We start from the raw sequence: 17,880 nt of genomic DNA on the forward strand, positions 1-17,880 counted from the left end.
GTGCCGTGGTTTTGCCAAAATTCCTTTGTCGCTGCGTGATTCTTCGGCAATGTAGGGCCGTGAATTACCAGTCCGGAGTTTTGAGTCATGAGTGCCCTGTTGTTGTTGCTGGCCCTGCCCTTGGCGGCACTGGCGAGTTCCTTTGACGGTCCGTCGTCCGACGATGATGATCCGGATCAGGAGGACGGGCTCGATAACTCCCGTATGGCCCCGCAGAGCGATGCACCAGACGCAGCGCCGGAGGCCGCGCCAGAGGCTGCGCCGCAGGCCAACAACAAAGGCAGCGTGCTGCGCGGGACGAATGGGGCGGACCGCCTTTCCGGGCTGCTGGGCGATGACACCCTGATCGGATCGGGCGGCGCGGACGCGCTGCAGGGCGGCGCAGGCGATGACAATCTCTTTGGCGGTGCGGGGAATGATACCGGCCTTGGCGGAGCGGGCAACGATCTGCTCGTCGGGGGGCTGGGCAATGATTCGGTTGACGGGGGCCTCGGGGCGGATCGCCTGTACGGTGGGGCAGGCAATGACCTTGTGAGCGGTGGGGCCGGGCGTGACAGCCTGTTCGGCACCGATGGCGAAGATACGCTGCTGGGTGGGGATGATGAAGACATCCTGTCCGGAGGACGGGGTGTCGATTCGGTCTATGGCGGGAATGGGAACGACACCGTCACGATGTTCGACGACAGCGGGTCCGACCGGGTATTCCTTGGGGATGGGGATGACCTGCTGGCGGGTGCACCTGCGCTGACTGGTTTCCTTGCGCGCGGCGGGGCGGGCAATGACGACATGACCGGCGGTCGGGGCGCAGATTCGCTGTTCGGCGAGTTGGGCAATGACACCCTGTCCGGGAATGGCGGGAATGACGAATTGTCCGGTGGCTTTGGTGAGGACCGCATCTTTGGCGGGGCCGGAAATGACCTGATCGACGGGGCGAGCGAAGATGACAGCATTGCCGCAGGGTCCGGGAACGACACGGTGCTGGGCGGGTCGGGGGATGACAACGTCTTTGGCAACCTTGGCGATGATCTGCTGAGCGGTGATGATGGCGCCGACCGCATGTGGGGCGGTGACGGCAATGACCGGATGACCGGCGGCGAAGGGAACGACGCCGTGCGTGGCGAGGCAGGCAATGACACGCTGCTGGGGGCCGCCGGTGCCGACACGCTGGACGGTGGAGCGGGAAATGACAGCCTGTCTGGCGGGGATGGCAATGACGTCATCGATGGCGCAAGTCGCGCCCCCGGCGCGCAGGGCGGCCCGTCCGGTACGGATACGCTGGATGGCGGAGCCGGGAACGACATCATCCGCGCCGATGGCGGAGACCGGGTGACGCTGGGTGCAGGGTCGGATGAGCTGTTCGTGGCGAATGCGCAGAACATGGTGGTGACGGATTTCAATCCGGCCGAGGACAAGATCGAGATCGGCTACAACGGCACCAATCCGCCGGCGGTGACCTTGCAGCAGGTGGATGGCGCGGTGATCGTGCAGCTGGACGGCCAGCCTGCGCTGCGTCTGGAAGGGCAGACCCTGGCGTCAATGCAGGGTGTGAACTTTACCTTCACCCGGCTGGCGGCCTGATACAGGGGGTGGCCTGATACGGAAGGTGGCGGTCAGACCGCCACCTTCCGCATTTCTTCGATGTACAACTCGCGCAGGCGGGCCACCACCGGGCCGGGCTTGCCTGCGCCGACGGGATGGCCGTCGATTTCCACCACAGGCATCACAAAAATCGTCGCAGCGGTGGCGAAAGCCTCATCCGCCGCCTGTGCTTCGGCCACCGTGAAGGGGCGTTCTTCCACCTCGAATTGCGCCTCGGCGGCGAAGCGCAGCACGGCGGTGCGGGTGATGCCGTGCAGGATATCATTGGTCAGTTGCCGCGTGATGATGCGGTTGCCCTTGATGATATAGGCATTGTTCGAGGTGCCTTCGGTCACCATGCCGTCTTCGACCATCCAGCTGTCATCCACGCCGGCCTTTTTGGCCATCATCTTGGCCATGGACGGATAGAGCAGCTGCACCGTCTTGATGTCGCGGCGGCCCCAGCGGATATCGGGGATCGAGATGACCTTGAACCCGGTCTTTGCGGCGGGCGCATCGGCAAGGTTCGGGATGTTCTGGGTAAAGGCCACGATGGTGGGCTTTACGCTGTCATCGGGAAAGAGGAAGGACCGGTCGCCGGGATTGCCGCGCGTGACCTGAAGGTAGATCATCCCCTGATCAATGCCGTTCAGGCGGATCAGTTCGCGGTGCATGTCCAGCAGGTCTGCATCCGAGCAAGGGGCCTGCATGTCCAGCTCATCCAGGCTGCGGTGCAGGCGGCGGGTATGGCCGTCAAAATCGATCAGCTTGCCATCCAGAACCGATGTCACCTCATACACCCCGTCCGCCATCAGGAAGCCCCGGTCAAAGACGGATACCGTGGCCTGATCTTCGGGAAGATAGGTGCCGTTGACAAAGACGGTGCGGGTCATGGGGGGCTCCCTACATTGCGGTTTGCAAGGGTTTGGGGGCAGGGGCGCGCAGGGTCAAGTGGGGAATTGCGAGGTGGGTTTGCGGGGGCGGCCCCCCTTTGCCCCGTTCTGCCGGGACGCAGACGACTTGGCGGCAGAGGTTGCCCGGCCTGCACGCCCGGCGCGTTGCGTATCAACCCAGCGGCGCGTGCCAAAGACCCCTGCCAGCAGCGCAGGGACGGAAAGATCAAGGTCAATGTCAGGCCAGTGAAGACCATAGCCGATACCCGCCACTTCGACCGTTTCGCGGGCCACTTCCGGCGCATCGCGCAGTGCTTCGATCAGGTGAGCCGGGATGGTGACAGCGGCGCCGTTGGCGAGTGTGATCGACAGATGCCCGGTTGATCGGTTGTAACTGACCGTCCGCGCGAGCGTGCCATCGGCAAGGAGGGCGTTTCCCGTGTCGGTCGCCTGTTTCAGGAGGGTTTCAATCGGGTCAGCCATGGATTTCTCCCCATCTTTTCAACAGACGAAAGCGTTCTTTGCGCGTTTCTTCAAGGATCCGCCGCAGTTCAACGGGGCCAAAGCCATGCTGCCAAAGGAGGATCGGCGATGACCCGACCAATTGGATTTTTGCCTCGCATCCCGCCCGCAATACGTGGACATGCGCCGGATCGTGATCGTTCGAGTAGATAACGAAGCGGAGACTTTCGAACCTGTGAACCGTTACCATATATAACCTATCAGCGTTAGGTTTTCAACTACCCCCACAGCGCCGCATCTGGGGGATGGACGCCACCTTCATCGTACTGCAGCGGGTGCGCCCGGTCTTGCGCCAGCAGAAGCGGGCCGTCCAGATCGGTGAAGGCTGCGCCTTGGGCGGGCAGGATCGCGGGGGCCATGGCGAGCGAGGTGCCGACCATGCAGCCCACCATCAGGCCGAACCCCTGCGCGCGGGCGGCGCCGGCCATCAGCAGCGCCTCGGTCAGACCGCCGGTCTTGTCCAGCTTCAGGTTGACCATGTCATACTTGCCCCGCAGCGCGGCAAGGCTGGCGCGGTCATGTGCGGATTCATCGGCGCAGATGGGCAGGGGGTGAGGGATTTCCGCCAGCAGGTCATCCGCCCCGGCAGGCAGCGGCTGTTCCACCAGCGCCACGCCAAGACGGATCAGATGGGGGGCGAGGTGGGTATAGATTTCGGGGGTCCAGCCTTCGTTGGCGTCGATGATGATGGTGGAATGTGGCGCGCCTGCGCGCACGGCCTCAAGCCGCGGCATGTCATCGGGGGTGCCGAGCTTGATCTTCAGGATCGGGCGGTGGGCATTTTCGGCCGCCTGCGCGCGCATGGCATCGGGCGTGTCGAGCGACAGGGTGAAGGCCGTGACGCGCGGCCCCGGTGCGGGCAGGTTTGCCAGCTGCCAGACGCGGCGACCCGCTGCTTTCGCCTCCCAATCCCAGAGCGCGCAATCCACGGCGTTGCGGGCCGCGCCGGGGGGAAGCGCTCCTTGCAACGCGGTACGGGTGATGCCTTCGGGCAGGCTGGCGATCTGTTCCAGCACGCTTTCGGGGGTTTCGCCGTAGCGGGCATAGGGGACCGCCTCCCCCCGCCCGGTGACGCCATTGTGCGTAACGGTGGCGGTGATCACCCGCGCCTCTGTCTTTGACCCGCGCGAGATGGTGAAGGCGCGGGCGAGGGGGAAGGTTTCAAGGGTGGCGGTGATCATCGGACGCTCCATCTGTCAGGGCCGAAGGGGCGGCAGGGCGGTTGCCGTGTCAAGCCATCGGGCCGAATGCTGCACCTGCGAAAAGGAGCTTGCGCGGTGCAGCGCAAGAATATATCGCTGACGCAGCACCAGCCGTAATTTCATTGCGAGACCGACCATGAGCTTCCGCCTGCAACCCCCCGCCCCCGCCCGCCCGAACCGGTGCCAGCTGTTTGGCCCCGGATCGCGCCCGGCGATCTTTGCCAAGATGGCGGCAAGCGCGGCGGATGTGATCAACCTTGATCTGGAAGACTCGGTCGCCCCGTCGGACAAGGACATCGCGCGGGCCAATGTGATCGAGGCGATTTCCGGGGTGGATTGGGGCCACAAGACGCTGTCGGTGCGGATCAATGGGCTGGATACGCCATGGTGGTATCGCGATGTGGTGGACCTGCTGGAAAAGGGCGGCGAGCGGCTGGATCTGATCATGATCCCCAAAGTGGGCTGCGCCGAGGACCTTTATGCCGTGGATGCGCTGGTGACGGCGGTGGAACGCGCGATGGGGCGGACGAAACCCATCGGGTTCGAGGTCATCATCGAATCGGCGGCGGGGATTTCCCATGTCGAGGAGATCGCCAAGGGTTCCCCCCGCTTGCAGGCCATGAGCCTGGGCGCGGCGGATTTCGCGGCCAGCATGGGGATGCAGACCACCGGGATCGGCGGCACGCAGGAGAATTACTACATGCTGCGCGAGGGAATGAGGCATTGGTCGGACCCGTGGCATTGGGCGCAGGCGGCCATCGTTGCGGCCTGCAGGACGCATGGAATCCTGCCGGTCGATGGCCCCTTTGGCGATTTCAGCGATGATGAAGGGTTCCGCGCGCAGGCGCTGCGGTCGGCCACGCTGGGGATGGTGGGCAAATGGGCGATCCACCCAAAGCAGGTGACGTTGGCGAATGAGGTGTTCACCCCATCCGATGCCGCCGTGGCCGAGGCGCGGGAGATTCTGGCGGCGATGGATGCCGCCAAGGCCCGCGGCGAGGGGGCGACGGTCTACAAGGGCCGTCTGGTCGATATCGCCAGCATCAAACAGGCCGAGGTGATCGTGCGGCAGGCGGAATTGATCGCGGGTTGACCTTGCGTCAGTTATGAATCGTTGACAGCCCGCCTGCAATGCGGGCAGGCTCTGCCAACCAAAGCGCGAAAATGCGCCGCTTTGAAAAGAACACCCGCGCTGCGACCAAGGGGAGAGGAGGCCCCTCGCAGCAAATGGGGAGGATGCACGCCCCGTGGCCCGGCCACGGGGCGCTGCTGTTTCTGGCCCCGAGACGGCGAGGGCAAGACCACCGTATCCGCGCCCCTGCCAACCGGACATTCCGGGCGGAGCGTGGTGCAGATTTCATTCATCCCCATGATAACGCGTGGAAAAATACGGGATACTTCGGCAACCCCTGCAGTTTTGCTAGCACCGGGAGAGGTGGTTTTCCGGAGGGTTCGATGCGGTTTCTGGTTTGGATGTGTGCGGTCCTGTTCTTGCTGGCGGGGCTGGTGTTTCTGCTTGGCTGGCTTTTGCCCGCCACTCGCGAAGGGCGGGCCGAGGTGGTGATCGCGGCGACGCCCGCGCGCATCGTGGCGGTGATCGCCGATGTGGAGGCACAGACAGAGTGGCGTCAGGGGATTTCCGCTATTGAGCGGACCGCTGATGGCTGGGTCGAGGTGACGGCGCGGGGCGAACGGATCTCTTTCGTGACGGAGGAGATGGGGGAGGCGCGCATCCGCCTGCGCTTCGCCTCGGATGCGGGATACTCGGGCAGTTGGGAGGCGGTGCTGACGCCGGAAGCAGAGGGCACGCGGATTGCCGTGGTCGAACGGGCGGAAATCCCAGCGCCGCTGGGCCGGATTCTGGCGCGGCTGTTCTTTGATCCGGAGGCGTTTGCCACCACATATCTTGCGGCACTCAAGGCGCGTGTGGAGGGGTGAGGGATGGCCGAGCGGAAAAAGAAACCGACCGATTGGCGCAAGCGCTTTGGCGCGGCGAAGGACCCGCATGTGGTGATGCTGCACGCCGATTTCGCGGGGGTGAAGGCGGGGAATATGATGCTGATTTCCTCGCCCGGTGAGATTGCGAATTACGTGGCGCGCATCCCGCAGGGCGAGACGCGGACGATGGACCGGCTGCGGAATGAATTGGCGCGCAAGGCCGGGGCCAATGCCATGTGCCCGGTGACCACGGCCATCTATCTGCGGGTGGTGGCCGAGGTGGCGCTGACCGATCTGGCAGAGGGCAAGGCGCTGGATCAGGTGGTGCCGTTCTGGCGCGTGGTGCTGCCCGGTAGCAAGGTGGCCGCCAAATTGTCATGCGGGCCGGATCACGTGGCCCATCTGATCGCGCTGGATCAGGGGGCGGCCACCGGCTGAACACGGCCCTGTCACCCAAGGGCGAGTTGCATCTTGCGCCGCCTCTGGCCATATAGGGGCGTCCGTAAGGAGTGTGCCGCATGAACTATCTGGAATTTGAAAAGCCGCTGGCCGAAATCGAAGGCAAGGCGGAAGAGCTGCGCGCGATGGCACGCACCAATTCCGGCATGGACGTGTCGAAAGAGGCGGATGCGCTGGACCGCAAGGCCGAGGTGCTGCTGAAGGACCTGTATAAGGACCTGACGCCCTGGCGGAAATGCCAGGTGGCGCGTCACCCGGACCGCCCGCATTGCAAGGATTACATCGACGCGCTGTTCACCGAATACACCGCGCTGGCGGGGGATCGGAACTTTGCCGATGACCATGCGGTGATGGGGGGGCTGGCCCGGTTCAACGATCAGCCGGTCGTCATCATCGGCCATGAAAAGGGCAATGACACCAAGACCCGGATCGAGCGAAATTTCGGCATGGCGCGGCCCGAAGGATACCGCAAGGCGATCCGCCTGATGGATATGGCGGATCGGTTCCGCCTGCCGGTGATCACGCTGGTGGATACGCCCGGCGCCTATCCCGGCAAGGGCGCCGAGGAACGCGGTCAGGCCGAGGCGATTGCCCGGTCGACCGAGAAATGCCTGCAGATCGGCGTGCCGCTGATTTCCGTCATCATCGGTGAGGGTGGGTCGGGCGGCGCGGTGGCCTTTGCCACGGCCAACCGCGTGGCGATGCTGGAGCATTCTGTTTATTCGGTGATCAGCCCCGAAGGCTGTGCGTCGATCCTGTGGAAGGATGCCGAAAAGATGCGCGAGGCGGCCGAGGCGCTGCGTCTGACGGCGCAGGATCTGCAAAAGCTGGGCGTGATCGACCGGATCATCAAGGAACCTCTGGGCGGCGCGCAGCGCGGCCGCAAGGAAACGATCGAAGCCGTGGGCAAGGGCATCGAGGCGATGCTGAAGGACCTGTCGGGCAAGAAGCCCGACGCGCTGATCAAGGATCGGCGGACCAAGTTCATCGACATGGGGTCGAAAGGGCTGGCTGCGTGAACGCCTGGCTGATCGTTCTGATCGCGGGGCTTTTGGAAACCGGCTGGGCGCTGGGCCTGAAATACTCGGACGGGTTTTCCAAACCCATCCCGTCGGTGCTGACGATCCTTGGCGCGATTGCGTCTTTCTGGCTGCTTTCCATCGCGATGAAGGAATTGCCGGTGGGCACCGCCTATGCCGTCTGGGTGGGGATCGGGGCCGTGGGGACGGCAGTGCTGGCGGTGTTCCTGTTCGGCGATCCAGTCAGCCTGTGGCGGGTGATCGGCATTTTGCTGATTCTGGCCGGGATCATCGCGCTCAAATTCGCCTGACGGTGCGGGTGGAGAGCGTAAATTTTTGGGTATTTGGGCCAAGATGAAGCTGTAAGGCCAAGAAAAAGGGGCGGCCCGGAAGCCGCCCGATGAGGTTACGATGAAAAGGCTTATGCCGCTGCGCGCTGGCCGGACAGGACGCGGGCCATGGTTTCGCCCATCGAGGACGGGTTCGGCGCGATGGTGATGCCGGCGGCGGACAGGATTTCCACCTTTTCCTGCGCGCTTTCGCCAAAGGCGGAAATGATCGCGCCCGCATGGCCCATCTTGCGGCCCTTGGGGGCGGAGAGCCCTGCGATATAGGCCACCACCGGTTTCTTCATGTGGTCGCGGGCATAGATCGCGGCCTCGGCCTCTTGTGGGCCGCCGATTTCGCCGATCATCATCACGGCATCGGTTTCCGGGTCTGCCTCGAACAGTTCCAGAATGTCGCGGAAGGAGGATCCGTTGATCGGATCGCCGCCGATGCCGACAGAGGTGGACACGCCGATCCCAAGCGCCTTCATCTGCGAAGCCGCCTCATAGCCCAGCGTGCCGGAGCGGCCCACGATGCCCACGCGGCCGGGCATGTAGATATGGGGCGGCATGATGCCCATGAACCCCTTGCCGGGCGAGATGATGCCCGCGCAGTTCGGCCCGATCAGGCGCATCTTGCGATCCGCCGGATAGCGTTTCAGGAAGCGCTTGACCTTCATCATGTCCTGGCTGGGGATGCCGTCGGTCACGCAGACGGCGGTTTTGATGCCGGCATCCGCCGCCTCCATGATGGCATCCGCGGCAAAGGGTGGCGGCACGAAGACGAGCGAGGCTTCGGCCCCCGTCGCCTCGACCGCCTCACGCACGGTGTTGAACAGCGGCCGGCCAAGGAGCGACTCGCCCCCCCGGCCCGGCGTTACGCCGCCCACGACATTCGTGCCGTGCTTGATCATGTCTTCGGCATGGAACTGGCCGATGCGACCCGACATGCCCTGCACGATCACGGGGGTCTTTTCGGTGATGAGAATAGCCATGGCGGTTCCCCCTTACGCGGCGAGTTTGTGGCGGGTGGCGACGGCCTTTTCGGCAGCATCGGCCAGAGTGTTGGCGGTAATGAGGGGCAGGCCGCTGTCTTGAATAATCCGGTTGCCCTCTTCGACATTGGTGCCTGCCAGACGCACCACGACCGGCACAGTCAGGCCCAGTTCGCGATAGGCCTGCACCACGCCTTGTGCCACCCAGTCACAGCGGTTGATGCCCGCGAAGATGTTGACAAGGATCACGCTGACATTGCGGTCGGCCAGCACGGTGCGGAAGGCGCGGACGACGCGCTCGGGCGATGCGCCCCCGCCGATATCGAGGAAGTTCGCAGGCTCGCCCCCGGCGAGTTTGATCATGTCCATGGTCGCCATGGCCAGACCCGCGCCGTTGATGATGCAGCCGATATCGCCATCAAGGCCGACATAGGCGAGGCCGTGATCCCCCGCCGTGCTTTCGCGCGGGTCTTCCTGTGACCGGTCGCGCAGTTCGGCGATTTCGGGGCGGCGGAACAGGGCGTTGGTGTCAAAGGACATCTTGGCATCCAGCGCCACCAGATCGCCCGCATGGGTGATGACCAGCGGGTTAATCTCTACCATCATCGCATCCAGATCGCGATAGGCGCGGTAGCAGGCTTTGAGGATGTTCACCATCTGCGCGATCTGCCCGCCTTTCAGGCCAAGCTGAAAGGCCAGTTCGCGCGCCTGAAATTCGGACAGGCCGACTGCGGGATCAACGGTCATGCGGCGCAGCGAGTTGGGGTCGGATTCGGCCAGATCCTCGATCTCCATCCCGCCGTGGGCTGAGGCGACGATCATGATGCGTTCGGATTTCCGGTCCAGCACAAAGCCCAGATACATTTCCTGCGCGATGTCGGACGCGCCTTCGACCCAGAGGCGGTAAACGCCCTTGCCGTTCGCGTCCGTCTGCTTGGTGACAAGCTGCTTGCCAAACAGGGTAGAGGCGAAATCCTGCACTTCGGCCTCGGACCGGCAGAGTTTTACGCCGCCTGCCGCGCCGCGGCCGCCGGAATGGATCTGTGCCTTGACCACCCAGGCGCTGCCGCCCAGTTCGCGGGCGCGATAGCCTGCCTGTTCGGGGCTGTAGGCCAGCCCGCCGCGCGGCACCGGCACGCCGAAACGCGCCAGAATTTCCTTGGCCTGATATTCGTGAATGTCCATTCGGTATTCCTCCCTGAATCCCGTTGGGGCGGTTTACTTGTTGGCAATCGCCTCGGCGATCACCAGCACGTTGTTCGCCATCTTCTCGGACGCGGCGTCGATCATCTTGCCATCAAGGCTGGCCGCGCCTTTGCCTTGGCTTTCCGCGATGCGCAGCTCTTCGATGATGCGGCGGGCTTTGGTCACCTCGGCCTCGGTCGGGCTGAAGACTTCATTCGCCATGTCGACCTGAGAGGGGTGGATGGCCCATTTCCCCTCACACCCAAGGGCGGCGGCGCGGCGGGCGCCGTCTTTGTAGCCTTCGGGATCCGAGAAATCGCCGAACGGGCCGTCAATCGCGCGCAGGCCATAGGCGCGGCAGGCGATGACCATGCGGGAAATCGCGGCATGCCACTGATCGCCCGGGTAATGCGGGTTCAGGCCGCCGATATTGATGGTGCGGGCGCGCATGGAGGCGGCATAATCGGCCACGCCGAAATGCAGGGCTTCAAGACGACCGCCGAACTGCGCGATGCTTTCCACATTGGCCATGCCGAGCGCGGTTTCAATCAACGCCTCAAGGCCGACGCGGGTGGTCAGGCCCTTGCCCTGTTCGATCTGGTTGACCATGGCCTCGACCATATACAGGTCATCGCGGACGCCGACCTTGGGCACCAGAAGCGTATGAACGCGGCTGCCTGCCTGTTCCATCACATCGACCACGTCGCGGTACATGTAATGCGTGTCCAGCCCGTTGATGCGGACGGATACGGTTTTGCCCTTTGCGGCCCAGTCGATATCATTCAGCGCCTGAATGGCGTTCTTGCGGGCCTGTTCCTTTTCCGGGGGCGCGACGGCATCTTCCAGATCAAGAAAGACGTAATCGGCGGGGCCAGCGGCGGCCTTGTCGATCATCGTGGGGTTTGACGCCGGAACAGCAAGCTCCGATCGCTGCAGGCGTTGACGCCGCAGCGGGTACAGGGTGTGGGACATGATTTCCTCTGGGTGCTTATTCGGCGGCGATGCGGGTTGCGGCGCGGGTGGTGCGCTGCACGGCGCGGGCCATGGGTTCGGCATAGACATCCTGCGCGGCGGCAACGCCCGACCCGAAGCGGATCTGCGCGCCGGCATTGGCGAGGCAAAGCTCTGCGATGGACAGCGCCGTCAGGCACATCCCTTCATTCAGGTCGCCCAGGTGGCCGATGCGGAACACCTTGCCGTTCAGAGGGCCGAGGCCAGCGCCGAAGGAACAGTTGTAGCGGTCATAGGCCACGCGGATCACGTCGCGCGCATCCACGCCCTGCGGCACGCGGATCGCGCTGACCGTATCGGAATACAGCGACGGGTGTTCGGCGGCCAGGTCCATGCCCCAGGCGGCCACGGCGTTGCGGACCCCGGTGGCAAGGCGGCGGTGGCGGGCAAAGATGTTTTCCATGCCTTCGTCCAGCATCCGATCCAGCGCGCGGCGCAGACCGTGGAACAGTTGGACCGGCGGGGTATAGGGGAAGTAGCCGGTGGTGTTGGCGCGGGCCATGTCGGCGAAATCGAAATAGGCGCGGCGCATCTTTGCGGTTTCCGCCGCCGCCATCGCCTTGGCCGAAACGCCCAGCATCCCCAGACCTGCGGGCAGCATGAAGCCCTTTTGGCTGCCGGTCACGGCAAGATCGACGCCCCATTCATCCATGCGGAAATCGATGGAGCCGATCGAGGACACGCCATCCACGAACAGCATCGCATCATGGAAGGATTCGTCCAGCGCGCGGCGGACAAGGGCGATGTCAGACGTGACACCCGTGGCGGTTTCGTTATGCGTGACGAAGACGGCCTTGATCTTGCCGTGCCGGTCATTGCCCAGGATGCGGGCGAATTCGTTGGCAGGAACGCCAGCGCCCCATGCCAGATCGACAACCTCGACATCCAGGCCCAGCTTTTGCGCCATGTCGATCCAGAGGTGGCTGAACTGCCCATGGCGGGCCATCAGAACCTTGTCACCCGGGTTCAGCGTGTTGGTGATCGCCGCTTCCCAGCAGCCGGTGCCGGAACCGGGGAACATCATCACGCTTCCGGTTTCCGTTTTGAAAACCTTTTTCAGATCGGCGAACAGGCCCAGCGTCAGATCACCGAAATCCGGCGCGCGGTGATCCTGCATCGGCACGATCATGGCTTGCCGCACCGCCTCGGGCACGTTGGTAGGGCCGGGGATGTAAAGGTGTTGCGTTCCGGTTTTCATAGTGACCTCCCGATCTGTTGGGTTCTCCATGCCACCACCGGGGCATTGTGCAAAACGAAAGCGGGTCCTGCTGTGAATGCGAGAATTTACAAAACCTTTAATCTGTAATATTGTAAACATGACGAAACCACAGATGTGTGCGACGGTATGCAGAAAACCTTTATCGGCCCGCATCTGCGGCGTCTGCGGCTGGAACGGGGCGAAACGCAGGGATCCATGGCCAAGGCGCTGGGGATCAGCGCGTCTTATGTCAACCTGTTGGAAAACAACGAAAGATCGGTTTCCGTCTCGGTCCTGTTGCGGATGTTCGAGGTCTATGGCGTCGATTGGCGCGAGATTGCGGATGAGGATGGCACAAGCCAGCTGGCCGACCTGCGCGCGGTGATGCAGGACCCGCTCTTTACAGAAATGAAGCCCGATCTAACGCAACTGCGCGCCTCAATGGTGCATGCGCCTGCGCTGGTGCAGGCATTTCTGCGGCTGCACAGCGCCTATCAGGCGGCCACGGATCAGCTTTTGTCACTGACCGAGGGGGAGGCGCCGCAGATCATCTCTACCCCCGAGGCGGCGGTTCACAACGAATTCCGCCGCCATCGCAACCACTTTCGCGATCTGGAAGAGGCGGCGGCGGGGTTCTGGGCGGGCGCTGCGGTGGAACCGGATGAGATTTACGTCGCGCTGAAACGGCGGTTGCGGGATGGCGTGGGGGTGACCGTGCGGCTGGTGCAGGTGGATGACCTGCCGGGCACCCTGCGGCAATATGATGAGGCGCGGCGCGAGATCCTGCTGTCCGAGGCGCTGGACCACACCAACCGCATCTTTCAGCTGACGCATATGTGCGGGCTGTTGGAACAGCGCGCGCTCTTGGACAATCTGGCAGCGCGGTCGGGGATCACCGATCCGCGCGGTGTGGCGCGGTTGCGGGTGGAACTGGCCAACTATTTCGCGGCGGCCGTACTGATGCCCTATGATGCCTTTCTGGCCGAGGCGCGGGCGACGAAATATGACCTTGATCACATCGCCACCCGCTTTGGCGTGAGCTTTGAACAGGCCTGCCACCGCGCCACCACCCTGCAACGCGAAGGCGCGCTTGGGGTGCCGTTCTTCTTCATGCGGATCGACAAGGGCGGTAACGTGACGAAGCGGTTCAATGCCACGGGGTTCCATCTGGCCGAACATGGCGGCGCCTGCCCGCGGCTGGATGTGCATACCAGTTTCCGCACGCCGGGGCGGATCGTGCCGCAGTTTGTGGAAATGCCGGACCGGTCGCAGTTCTTTGTGTTTTCGCGCACGGTGGACCGCCCCACCTGGATGCGCCACGCGCAAGACAACCGCCTTGCCGTGGCGATGGGCTGCGCCATCGAACACGCGCCCGAGATTGGCTATGCCGAGGCGTTTTCCGTGACTGGCGCGCGGATGACGCCGGTTGGCATCAACTGCCGCATCTGCCCAAGGTCGGGCTGCGATCAGCGCGCGCATCAGGCGGTGGTGTTGTCGCAGCCTGTCGATGAAAAGCGGCGGGGCGCGACGCGGTTCGAGGTGTGAACCGCTACCACATCGTTCCTGCGGCTCGACTGGCCCAGCCCGCATCATAGGTGGCCCCGTCGATCTGGCCTTCCGTCGCCTCGGCCAGCATTTGGCCGACGCTGGGCAGACCCTCGGATTGATCGCCCGCCGTCCATAGCCCCGCGCGCACCACGGCGCGGGCGCATTGGGAATATACCTCGGCCACGTCGATCACGATCACCGTGCGTGGCTGCACCCCGCCCCGGTCAAACCGCGCGCGAAGGGTGGCGTCGGCGGTCAGCCGGGCGGTGCCGTTCACGCGCAGCAGGTTTTTCCAGCCGGGGATCAGGAAGCACAGGCTGACCCGCCCGTCGCGGACGATGTTGCGCAGGCTGTCGATGCGTTCATTCCCCTTCCAGTCGGGCAGGGCGAGCGTCCGGTCATCCAACACGGCCACCACCGGGCCGTCATCGCCGCGCGGGCTGCCATCGGTGCCTTCCGGCCCCACGGTGGTAAGGATGCAGAACCGGCTGCGTTCGATCACCGTTCGGTAGCTGGGCGTCAGGTGCGGCACGACCTTGCGGATCGCCGGATCGGCCGGCGTGCCATACTGCGCGTGCAGCGCGTCAAGCGATGTGATGAAATCCATGGTTGCGGCCTTTGAAAGCGGGCTTTGGCAAATGCAGGCGGGCAGCCATCAGGCGGCTTTGGAATAGGTGAAACCTGCCTCGGCCATCAGCTTGTCGGACCGGCCTTCGATCACGCGTTCCAGTTCGGCCATGAAATCGGCGGTGCTGCGGCCCGGCTGGATGGCGGGCATGAATTCCACCACCGCCAGACCGGGTTTGCGATAGATGCCATGGCGCGGCCAGAACACGCCCACATTGGTGGCCGTCGGGATGCAGGGCTGGCCCAGCTGGTTGTAAAGCAGCCCCGTCCCCACCTTGTAGGGCAGCGCAACGCCGGGGGCGACGCGGGTGCCCTGCGGGTAGATGATCAGCTGACCCGGAATGGCGGCCCCTGCGGCGACCGCTTTTTTCATTTCGGCGACCGCGCGGCCTTTCTTGCCGCGATCCACCGGGATGCAGCCGATCCGCCAGGCATAAAAGCCCAAAAGCGGCGTCCAGCGCAGTTCCTTTTTCATGATGAACTTCGGTCGGCGGACGACCGAACAGATCAGGATGATGTCAAAGAAGCTTTGGTGTTTTGACGCGATGATCACTTCGCCACTGGGAACCGTGCCCCGGATTTCCGACCGCAAACCCACCATCCAGCGCGCGGTAAAGCGGACATATCGGCAATAGAGATTTATGCCCGCCCAAGCCCCATTCCGGCTGATCGCGGCATAGGGGATATAGGCGAGGCCGATGATGGCCATCATCACATACATCTGGATGATGAACAAAAGCGACATCAGCCAGCGCAGCGCATAGATCATGGCAATTCCCGAAGTTTCCTGAACGCGGCGGCGCGTGTGGCAATCAGCGCCACCACTGCTGCGACCGGGGGTAGCAGAAGCGGCAGCAGCCAACCAGCCCCCTGAAAGCCAAGCCCCGTCAGGAAACCGCCCGCCTCATCCACCGGGGGCAGCAGCGCCACGCCGATCAGCCCGGCCACCGCGCCGATGGCCGACCCGACAAGCGCGCGCACTGTGAAGCGGCGCACAAAGGCGGCGGCGATGTAATCATCCTGCGCGCCCACGATGCGCAGCACGCGGATCACCTGCGCATTGGCGGCCAGCGCGGCATTGGCGGCCAGCGTGATCATCGCGGCCATGGTGGCACCGATCAGCAGGATCGACAGCCCGCCCAGCAGATTGAGCCGCGCCGCCGCTGTGGCCAGCGGCCTGCGCCAGCGGGTGTGATCGTCCAGCACCGCGCCCGGCGCCTCGGCCGCCAGACGTTGGCGCAGACCTTCGCTGTCATAGCCTGCCTCGGACTCTGTCACCTCGATCAGGCGGGGCAGGGGCAGCGCGTCAAGCGGCAGGTCGGGGCCGAACCACGGGGCCAGCAGGGCCTTTTGTTCCTCATCCGTCAGCGCGCGTGAGGCGGCGATGCCGGGGGTGGTTTTCAACACCTCCAGCACGGCGAAGGTTTGTGCTTCCATCTGGTCGGGCGGGGCGGAAATGCGCACCGTGGCCGTGCGCGCCAGAGCATCGGCCCAGCGATCCGCCAACCGCCCCGATGCCAGCGACAGGGCAAGGGCAAAGACGGCGAGAAAGGTCATCGCCCCGGCGGTGAAGCTGGTCAGCCAGGCGGAATGGCCCGAAGGCGGGACCACACGGTCGGCTTGCCGGTCAGGGGTTACAAGAAGGCGCAGGCGGCGGATCACAGGTCTGCCCCCGCAAGCTGAATGCGGCGGTTGCGGATGCGCAGCACGCGGGCGGCGACCTGGTTCTTGGCGGTGCGGATCAGGTTCATGTCATGGGTGGCGACAAGGATGGTCTTGCCCATCTTGTTCAACTCGACCAGCAGCGTCAGCAGGCGCAGCGACATTTCCCAATCAAGGTTCCCTGTCGGCTCATCCGCCAAAATCACATCCGGCCCCATGATGACCGCCCGCGCCAGCGCTGCGCGCTGCCGTTCACCCCCCGACAATTGCGGTGGCAGCGCATCGGCCAGTTGCCCCAGCCCGACCCAGCCCAAAAGATCTGTCAGATCGCGGGGATCGCCTGCACGGCCCGATACCATCAGCGGCATGGACACATTCGCCGCCAAAGGCAGGTGATCCAGAAACTGCACATCCTGATGCACCACCCCGATGCGGCGGCGCGTCAGGGCGACGTCATCGCGCGTCAGCCCCCGCACCTCACGATCAAAGATCGTGACCCTGCCCGCCGTGGGCAGCAACTCGGCATAGGCCAGTTTCAGGAAGGTGGATTTCCCCGCCCCGGAGGGCCCCGTCAGAAAGTGGAAAGAGCCCGGCGCAAGGCGCAGGCTGACTTCTGACAAAAGCTCACCTCCGCCATAATTGTAGGCGACGTTGTCGAACGCGATCACTTGTGTTTCACAGCCTCTTGCTTGCGAACGCAGCATTGCCCAAGGTGGGCGCGGTTGCAATGCGGGTGGGTGCCGGTTGTGGACCTTGCTGGATGGTGTAATCGTGCGGTGACGGTCGGACGAGGGAAACCGCGTTCGCGCGTGGGGAAACGGGGAAGTGTTGAATGCGGCTGATCTGTCCAAATTGCGAGGCCGAGTACGAGGTGGACGACGCGGCGATCCCGGATATGGGCCGGGATGTGCAATGTTCAAACTGCGGACATGCGTGGTTCCAGCTTCCGCCCGAGATTGAACTGGCGCTGGAGCAGGAAGACGAACTCTTTGGTGCCTCTGGCGCGGCGGACCCGTTGCCCGATCTGGATGAGGATGACGCCCCGCCGCCACCCGCCATGGCCGATGCGCCCAAGCGCAGCATCGACGAAAACCTGATGGCCGTCCTGCGCGAAGAGGCCGAGCGTGAGGCTGCCGCCCGCAAGGCCGACGCCGCCCCGATCGAGACGCAAACCGAAATGGGCCTTTCGGCCCCGGCTGCCGCTGCTGCCGCTGCCGCTGCTGCCGCCGTTGTCGCCTCGGCCGAACAATCCCGCGCGGCGGGGGCTGTTCCGACGCCCGCACATGCCGGTGGTCTGGCGGCCGCCGCGCGGCGCATCGCGCAGATGAAGGGGCTGGATCCCGACGCCCCGCCCCCGGCCCCGCCGAAACCCGCCACCCGGCGTGATCTGCTGCCCGATATCGAAGAGATCAACTCTTCGCTCAAGGGGGGTGCCGAACCCCCCGCGCTGAGCGAAGCGGCGCAGGAAGAGATTGGCCAATCCAACGCACGCGGTTTCCGCAGCGGGTTTGCCGTGGCGATGCTTGTCGCGGTGCTGGGCCTTGCGGCCTATGTGGCCGCGCCGCGCATCGTGGCGATGGTTCCGGCGGCAGAAGGTGCGGTCAACGCCTATGTCGCCGCGATAGATGGCGCGCGGCTGTGGCTGGATGGCCTGATGCGGCAGGCGACCGATGCGGTGCGGCAGGCGTCAGATCAGGGCAACTGATCCGGGCTCCAG

At 64.4% G+C, this 17,880-nt stretch carries 19 protein-coding genes; 8 read left to right on the top strand and 11 right to left on the bottom strand.

The window, feature by feature from the left end; genetic code table 11:
• The first annotated feature begins 87 nt into the window (after positions 1 to 87).
• On the top strand, positions 88 to 1,578 hold the full coding sequence (locus tag RSE12_03070) for a calcium-binding protein (protein WRH63332.1): 1,491 nt from the start codon (positions 88 to 90) through the stop codon (positions 1,576 to 1,578).
• 32 nt (positions 1,579 to 1,610) lie between these two features.
• Here the strand turns inward: RSE12_03070 and RSE12_03075 are convergent, their stop codons facing one another.
• The 3 genes from RSE12_03075 to dgcA all read right to left on the bottom strand — a co-directional run bounded on the left by RSE12_03075 (position 1,611) and on the right by dgcA (position 4,174).
• Entirely contained in the window at positions 1,611 to 2,471 is an 861-nt protein-coding gene (locus tag RSE12_03075) for a D-amino-acid transaminase (GenBank protein WRH63333.1), read from the bottom strand.
• A gap of 54 nt (positions 2,472 to 2,525) precedes the next feature.
• Positions 2,526 to 2,954: a DUF2442 domain-containing protein gene (locus RSE12_03080; GenBank protein ID WRH63334.1), complete on the bottom strand. Its 429-nt coding sequence runs from the start codon at positions 2,952 to 2,954 to the stop codon at positions 2,526 to 2,528.
• A 257-nt stretch (positions 2,955 to 3,211) separates the two neighbouring features.
• On the bottom strand, positions 3,212 to 4,174 hold the full coding sequence (dgcA, locus tag RSE12_03085) for an N-acetyl-D-Glu racemase DgcA (protein WRH63335.1): 963 nt from the start codon (positions 4,172 to 4,174) through the stop codon (positions 3,212 to 3,214).
• 157 nt (positions 4,175 to 4,331) lie between these two features.
• Here dgcA and RSE12_03090 point away from each other — a divergent pair, with 157 nt between their 5' ends.
• The 5 genes from RSE12_03090 to RSE12_03110 all read left to right on the top strand — a co-directional run bounded on the left by RSE12_03090 (position 4,332) and on the right by RSE12_03110 (position 7,922).
• Complete coding sequence (locus RSE12_03090) at positions 4,332 to 5,288, top strand: L-malyl-CoA/beta-methylmalyl-CoA lyase (protein ID WRH63336.1); 957 nt, start codon at positions 4,332 to 4,334, stop codon at positions 5,286 to 5,288.
• A gap of 362 nt (positions 5,289 to 5,650) precedes the next feature.
• Positions 5,651 to 6,133, top strand: coding sequence for an SRPBCC family protein (locus RSE12_03095; protein WRH63337.1), 483 nt, complete (start codon positions 5,651 to 5,653; stop codon positions 6,131 to 6,133).
• 3 nt (positions 6,134 to 6,136) lie between these two features.
• Positions 6,137 to 6,571 carry a hypothetical protein gene (locus RSE12_03100; protein WRH63338.1) on the top strand — a complete coding sequence of 145 codons (435 nt, stop codon included), beginning with the start codon at positions 6,137 to 6,139 and terminating at the stop codon, positions 6,569 to 6,571.
• Positions 6,572 to 6,651: 80 nt separating this feature from the next.
• Positions 6,652 to 7,611: an acetyl-CoA carboxylase carboxyltransferase subunit alpha gene (locus tag RSE12_03105; protein WRH63339.1), complete on the top strand. Its 960-nt coding sequence runs from the start codon at positions 6,652 to 6,654 to the stop codon at positions 7,609 to 7,611.
• Positions 7,608 to 7,922: a multidrug efflux SMR transporter gene (locus RSE12_03110; protein WRH63340.1), complete on the top strand. Its 315-nt coding sequence runs from the start codon at positions 7,608 to 7,610 to the stop codon at positions 7,920 to 7,922. The genes RSE12_03105 and RSE12_03110 overlap by 4 nt, the downstream gene beginning before the upstream one ends.
• A gap of 110 nt (positions 7,923 to 8,032) precedes the next feature.
• Here the strand turns inward: RSE12_03110 and sucD are convergent, their stop codons facing one another.
• Genes sucD through RSE12_03130 form a run of 4 tightly spaced genes read right to left on the bottom strand, consistent with a single transcriptional unit; the run spans position 8,033 to position 12,326 of the window.
• Positions 8,033 to 8,932 (bottom strand): succinate--CoA ligase subunit alpha, encoded by a 900-nt coding sequence (gene sucD, locus RSE12_03115; GenBank protein ID WRH63341.1) that lies wholly within the window; start codon positions 8,930 to 8,932, stop codon positions 8,033 to 8,035.
• A gap of 12 nt (positions 8,933 to 8,944) precedes the next feature.
• A complete protein-coding gene (locus RSE12_03120; GenBank protein WRH63342.1) occupies positions 8,945 to 10,117 on the bottom strand; it encodes a malate--CoA ligase subunit beta in 1,173 nt (390 codons plus the stop codon).
• Positions 10,118 to 10,150: 33 nt separating this feature from the next.
• Positions 10,151 to 11,089: a CoA ester lyase gene (locus tag RSE12_03125; protein WRH63343.1), complete on the bottom strand. Its 939-nt coding sequence runs from the start codon at positions 11,087 to 11,089 to the stop codon at positions 10,151 to 10,153.
• 16 nt (positions 11,090 to 11,105) lie between these two features.
• Complete coding sequence (locus RSE12_03130; protein WRH63344.1) at positions 11,106 to 12,326, bottom strand: aminotransferase class V-fold PLP-dependent enzyme; 1,221 nt, start codon at positions 12,324 to 12,326, stop codon at positions 11,106 to 11,108.
• A 147-nt stretch (positions 12,327 to 12,473) separates the two neighbouring features.
• On the opposite strand from RSE12_03130, the gene RSE12_03135 reads away from it, so the two are divergent.
• Positions 12,474 to 13,871: a short-chain fatty acyl-CoA regulator family protein gene (locus RSE12_03135; protein ID WRH63345.1), complete on the top strand. Its 1,398-nt coding sequence runs from the start codon at positions 12,474 to 12,476 to the stop codon at positions 13,869 to 13,871.
• A 4-nt stretch (positions 13,872 to 13,875) separates the two neighbouring features.
• On the opposite strand, the gene RSE12_03140 is transcribed toward RSE12_03135, so the two are convergent.
• The 4 genes from RSE12_03140 to RSE12_03155 are packed head-to-tail and all read right to left on the bottom strand — an operon-like array spanning position 13,876 to position 16,831.
• Positions 13,876 to 14,481 carry a pyridoxamine 5'-phosphate oxidase family protein gene (locus RSE12_03140; protein WRH63346.1) on the bottom strand — a complete coding sequence of 202 codons (606 nt, stop codon included), beginning with the start codon at positions 14,479 to 14,481 and terminating at the stop codon, positions 13,876 to 13,878.
• A gap of 48 nt (positions 14,482 to 14,529) precedes the next feature.
• Entirely contained in the window at positions 14,530 to 15,270 is a 741-nt protein-coding gene (locus RSE12_03145; protein ID WRH63347.1) for a lysophospholipid acyltransferase family protein, read from the bottom strand.
• Positions 15,267 to 16,160 (bottom strand): cell division protein FtsX, encoded by an 894-nt coding sequence (locus tag RSE12_03150; GenBank protein ID WRH64724.1) that lies wholly within the window; start codon positions 16,158 to 16,160, stop codon positions 15,267 to 15,269. The genes RSE12_03145 and RSE12_03150 overlap by 4 nt, the downstream gene beginning before the upstream one ends.
• Positions 16,160 to 16,831, bottom strand: a complete 672-nt coding sequence (locus RSE12_03155) for an ATP-binding cassette domain-containing protein (GenBank protein WRH63348.1) — start codon at positions 16,829 to 16,831, stop codon at positions 16,160 to 16,162. The genes RSE12_03150 and RSE12_03155 overlap by 1 nt, the downstream gene beginning before the upstream one ends.
• A gap of 164 nt (positions 16,832 to 16,995) precedes the next feature.
• Here RSE12_03155 and RSE12_03160 point away from each other — a divergent pair, with 164 nt between their 5' ends.
• Positions 16,996 to 17,868 carry a zinc-ribbon domain-containing protein gene (locus tag RSE12_03160; protein ID WRH63349.1) on the top strand — a complete coding sequence of 291 codons (873 nt, stop codon included), beginning with the start codon at positions 16,996 to 16,998 and terminating at the stop codon, positions 17,866 to 17,868.
• Positions 17,869 to 17,880: the final 12 nt, after the last annotated feature.

It is taken from the genome of Fuscovulum sp. (genome assembly GCA_035192965.1).
Taxonomy (GTDB): Bacteria; Pseudomonadota; Alphaproteobacteria; order Rhodobacterales; family Rhodobacteraceae; genus Paragemmobacter.

Coding starts and splice junctions, on each gene's coding strand:
- RSE12_03070 (WRH63332.1), top strand. CDS start 88: ATGAGTGCCCTGTTGTTGTTGCTGGCCCTGCCCTTGGCGGCACTGGCG.
- RSE12_03075 (WRH63333.1), bottom strand. CDS start 2,471: ATGACCCGCACCGTCTTTGTCAACGGCACCTATCTTCCCGAAGATCAG.
- RSE12_03080 (WRH63334.1), bottom strand. CDS start 2,954: ATGGCTGACCCGATTGAAACCCTCCTGAAACAGGCGACCGACACGGGA.
- dgcA (WRH63335.1), bottom strand. CDS start 4,174: ATGATCACCGCCACCCTTGAAACCTTCCCCCTCGCCCGCGCCTTCACC.
- RSE12_03090 (WRH63336.1), top strand. CDS start 4,332: ATGAGCTTCCGCCTGCAACCCCCCGCCCCCGCCCGCCCGAACCGGTGC.
- RSE12_03095 (WRH63337.1), top strand. CDS start 5,651: ATGCGGTTTCTGGTTTGGATGTGTGCGGTCCTGTTCTTGCTGGCGGGG.
- RSE12_03100 (WRH63338.1), top strand. CDS start 6,137: ATGGCCGAGCGGAAAAAGAAACCGACCGATTGGCGCAAGCGCTTTGGC.
- RSE12_03105 (WRH63339.1), top strand. CDS start 6,652: ATGAACTATCTGGAATTTGAAAAGCCGCTGGCCGAAATCGAAGGCAAG.
- sucD (WRH63341.1), bottom strand. CDS start 8,932: ATGGCTATTCTCATCACCGAAAAGACCCCCGTGATCGTGCAGGGCATG.
- RSE12_03120 (WRH63342.1), bottom strand. CDS start 10,117: ATGGACATTCACGAATATCAGGCCAAGGAAATTCTGGCGCGTTTCGGC.
- RSE12_03125 (WRH63343.1), bottom strand. CDS start 11,089: ATGTCCCACACCCTGTACCCGCTGCGGCGTCAACGCCTGCAGCGATCG.
- RSE12_03130 (WRH63344.1), bottom strand. CDS start 12,326: ATGAAAACCGGAACGCAACACCTTTACATCCCCGGCCCTACCAACGTG.
- RSE12_03135 (WRH63345.1), top strand. CDS start 12,474: ATGCAGAAAACCTTTATCGGCCCGCATCTGCGGCGTCTGCGGCTGGAA.
- RSE12_03140 (WRH63346.1), bottom strand. CDS start 14,481: ATGGATTTCATCACATCGCTTGACGCGCTGCACGCGCAGTATGGCACG.
- RSE12_03145 (WRH63347.1), bottom strand. CDS start 15,270: ATGATCTATGCGCTGCGCTGGCTGATGTCGCTTTTGTTCATCATCCAG.
- RSE12_03160 (WRH63349.1), top strand. CDS start 16,996: ATGCGGCTGATCTGTCCAAATTGCGAGGCCGAGTACGAGGTGGACGAC.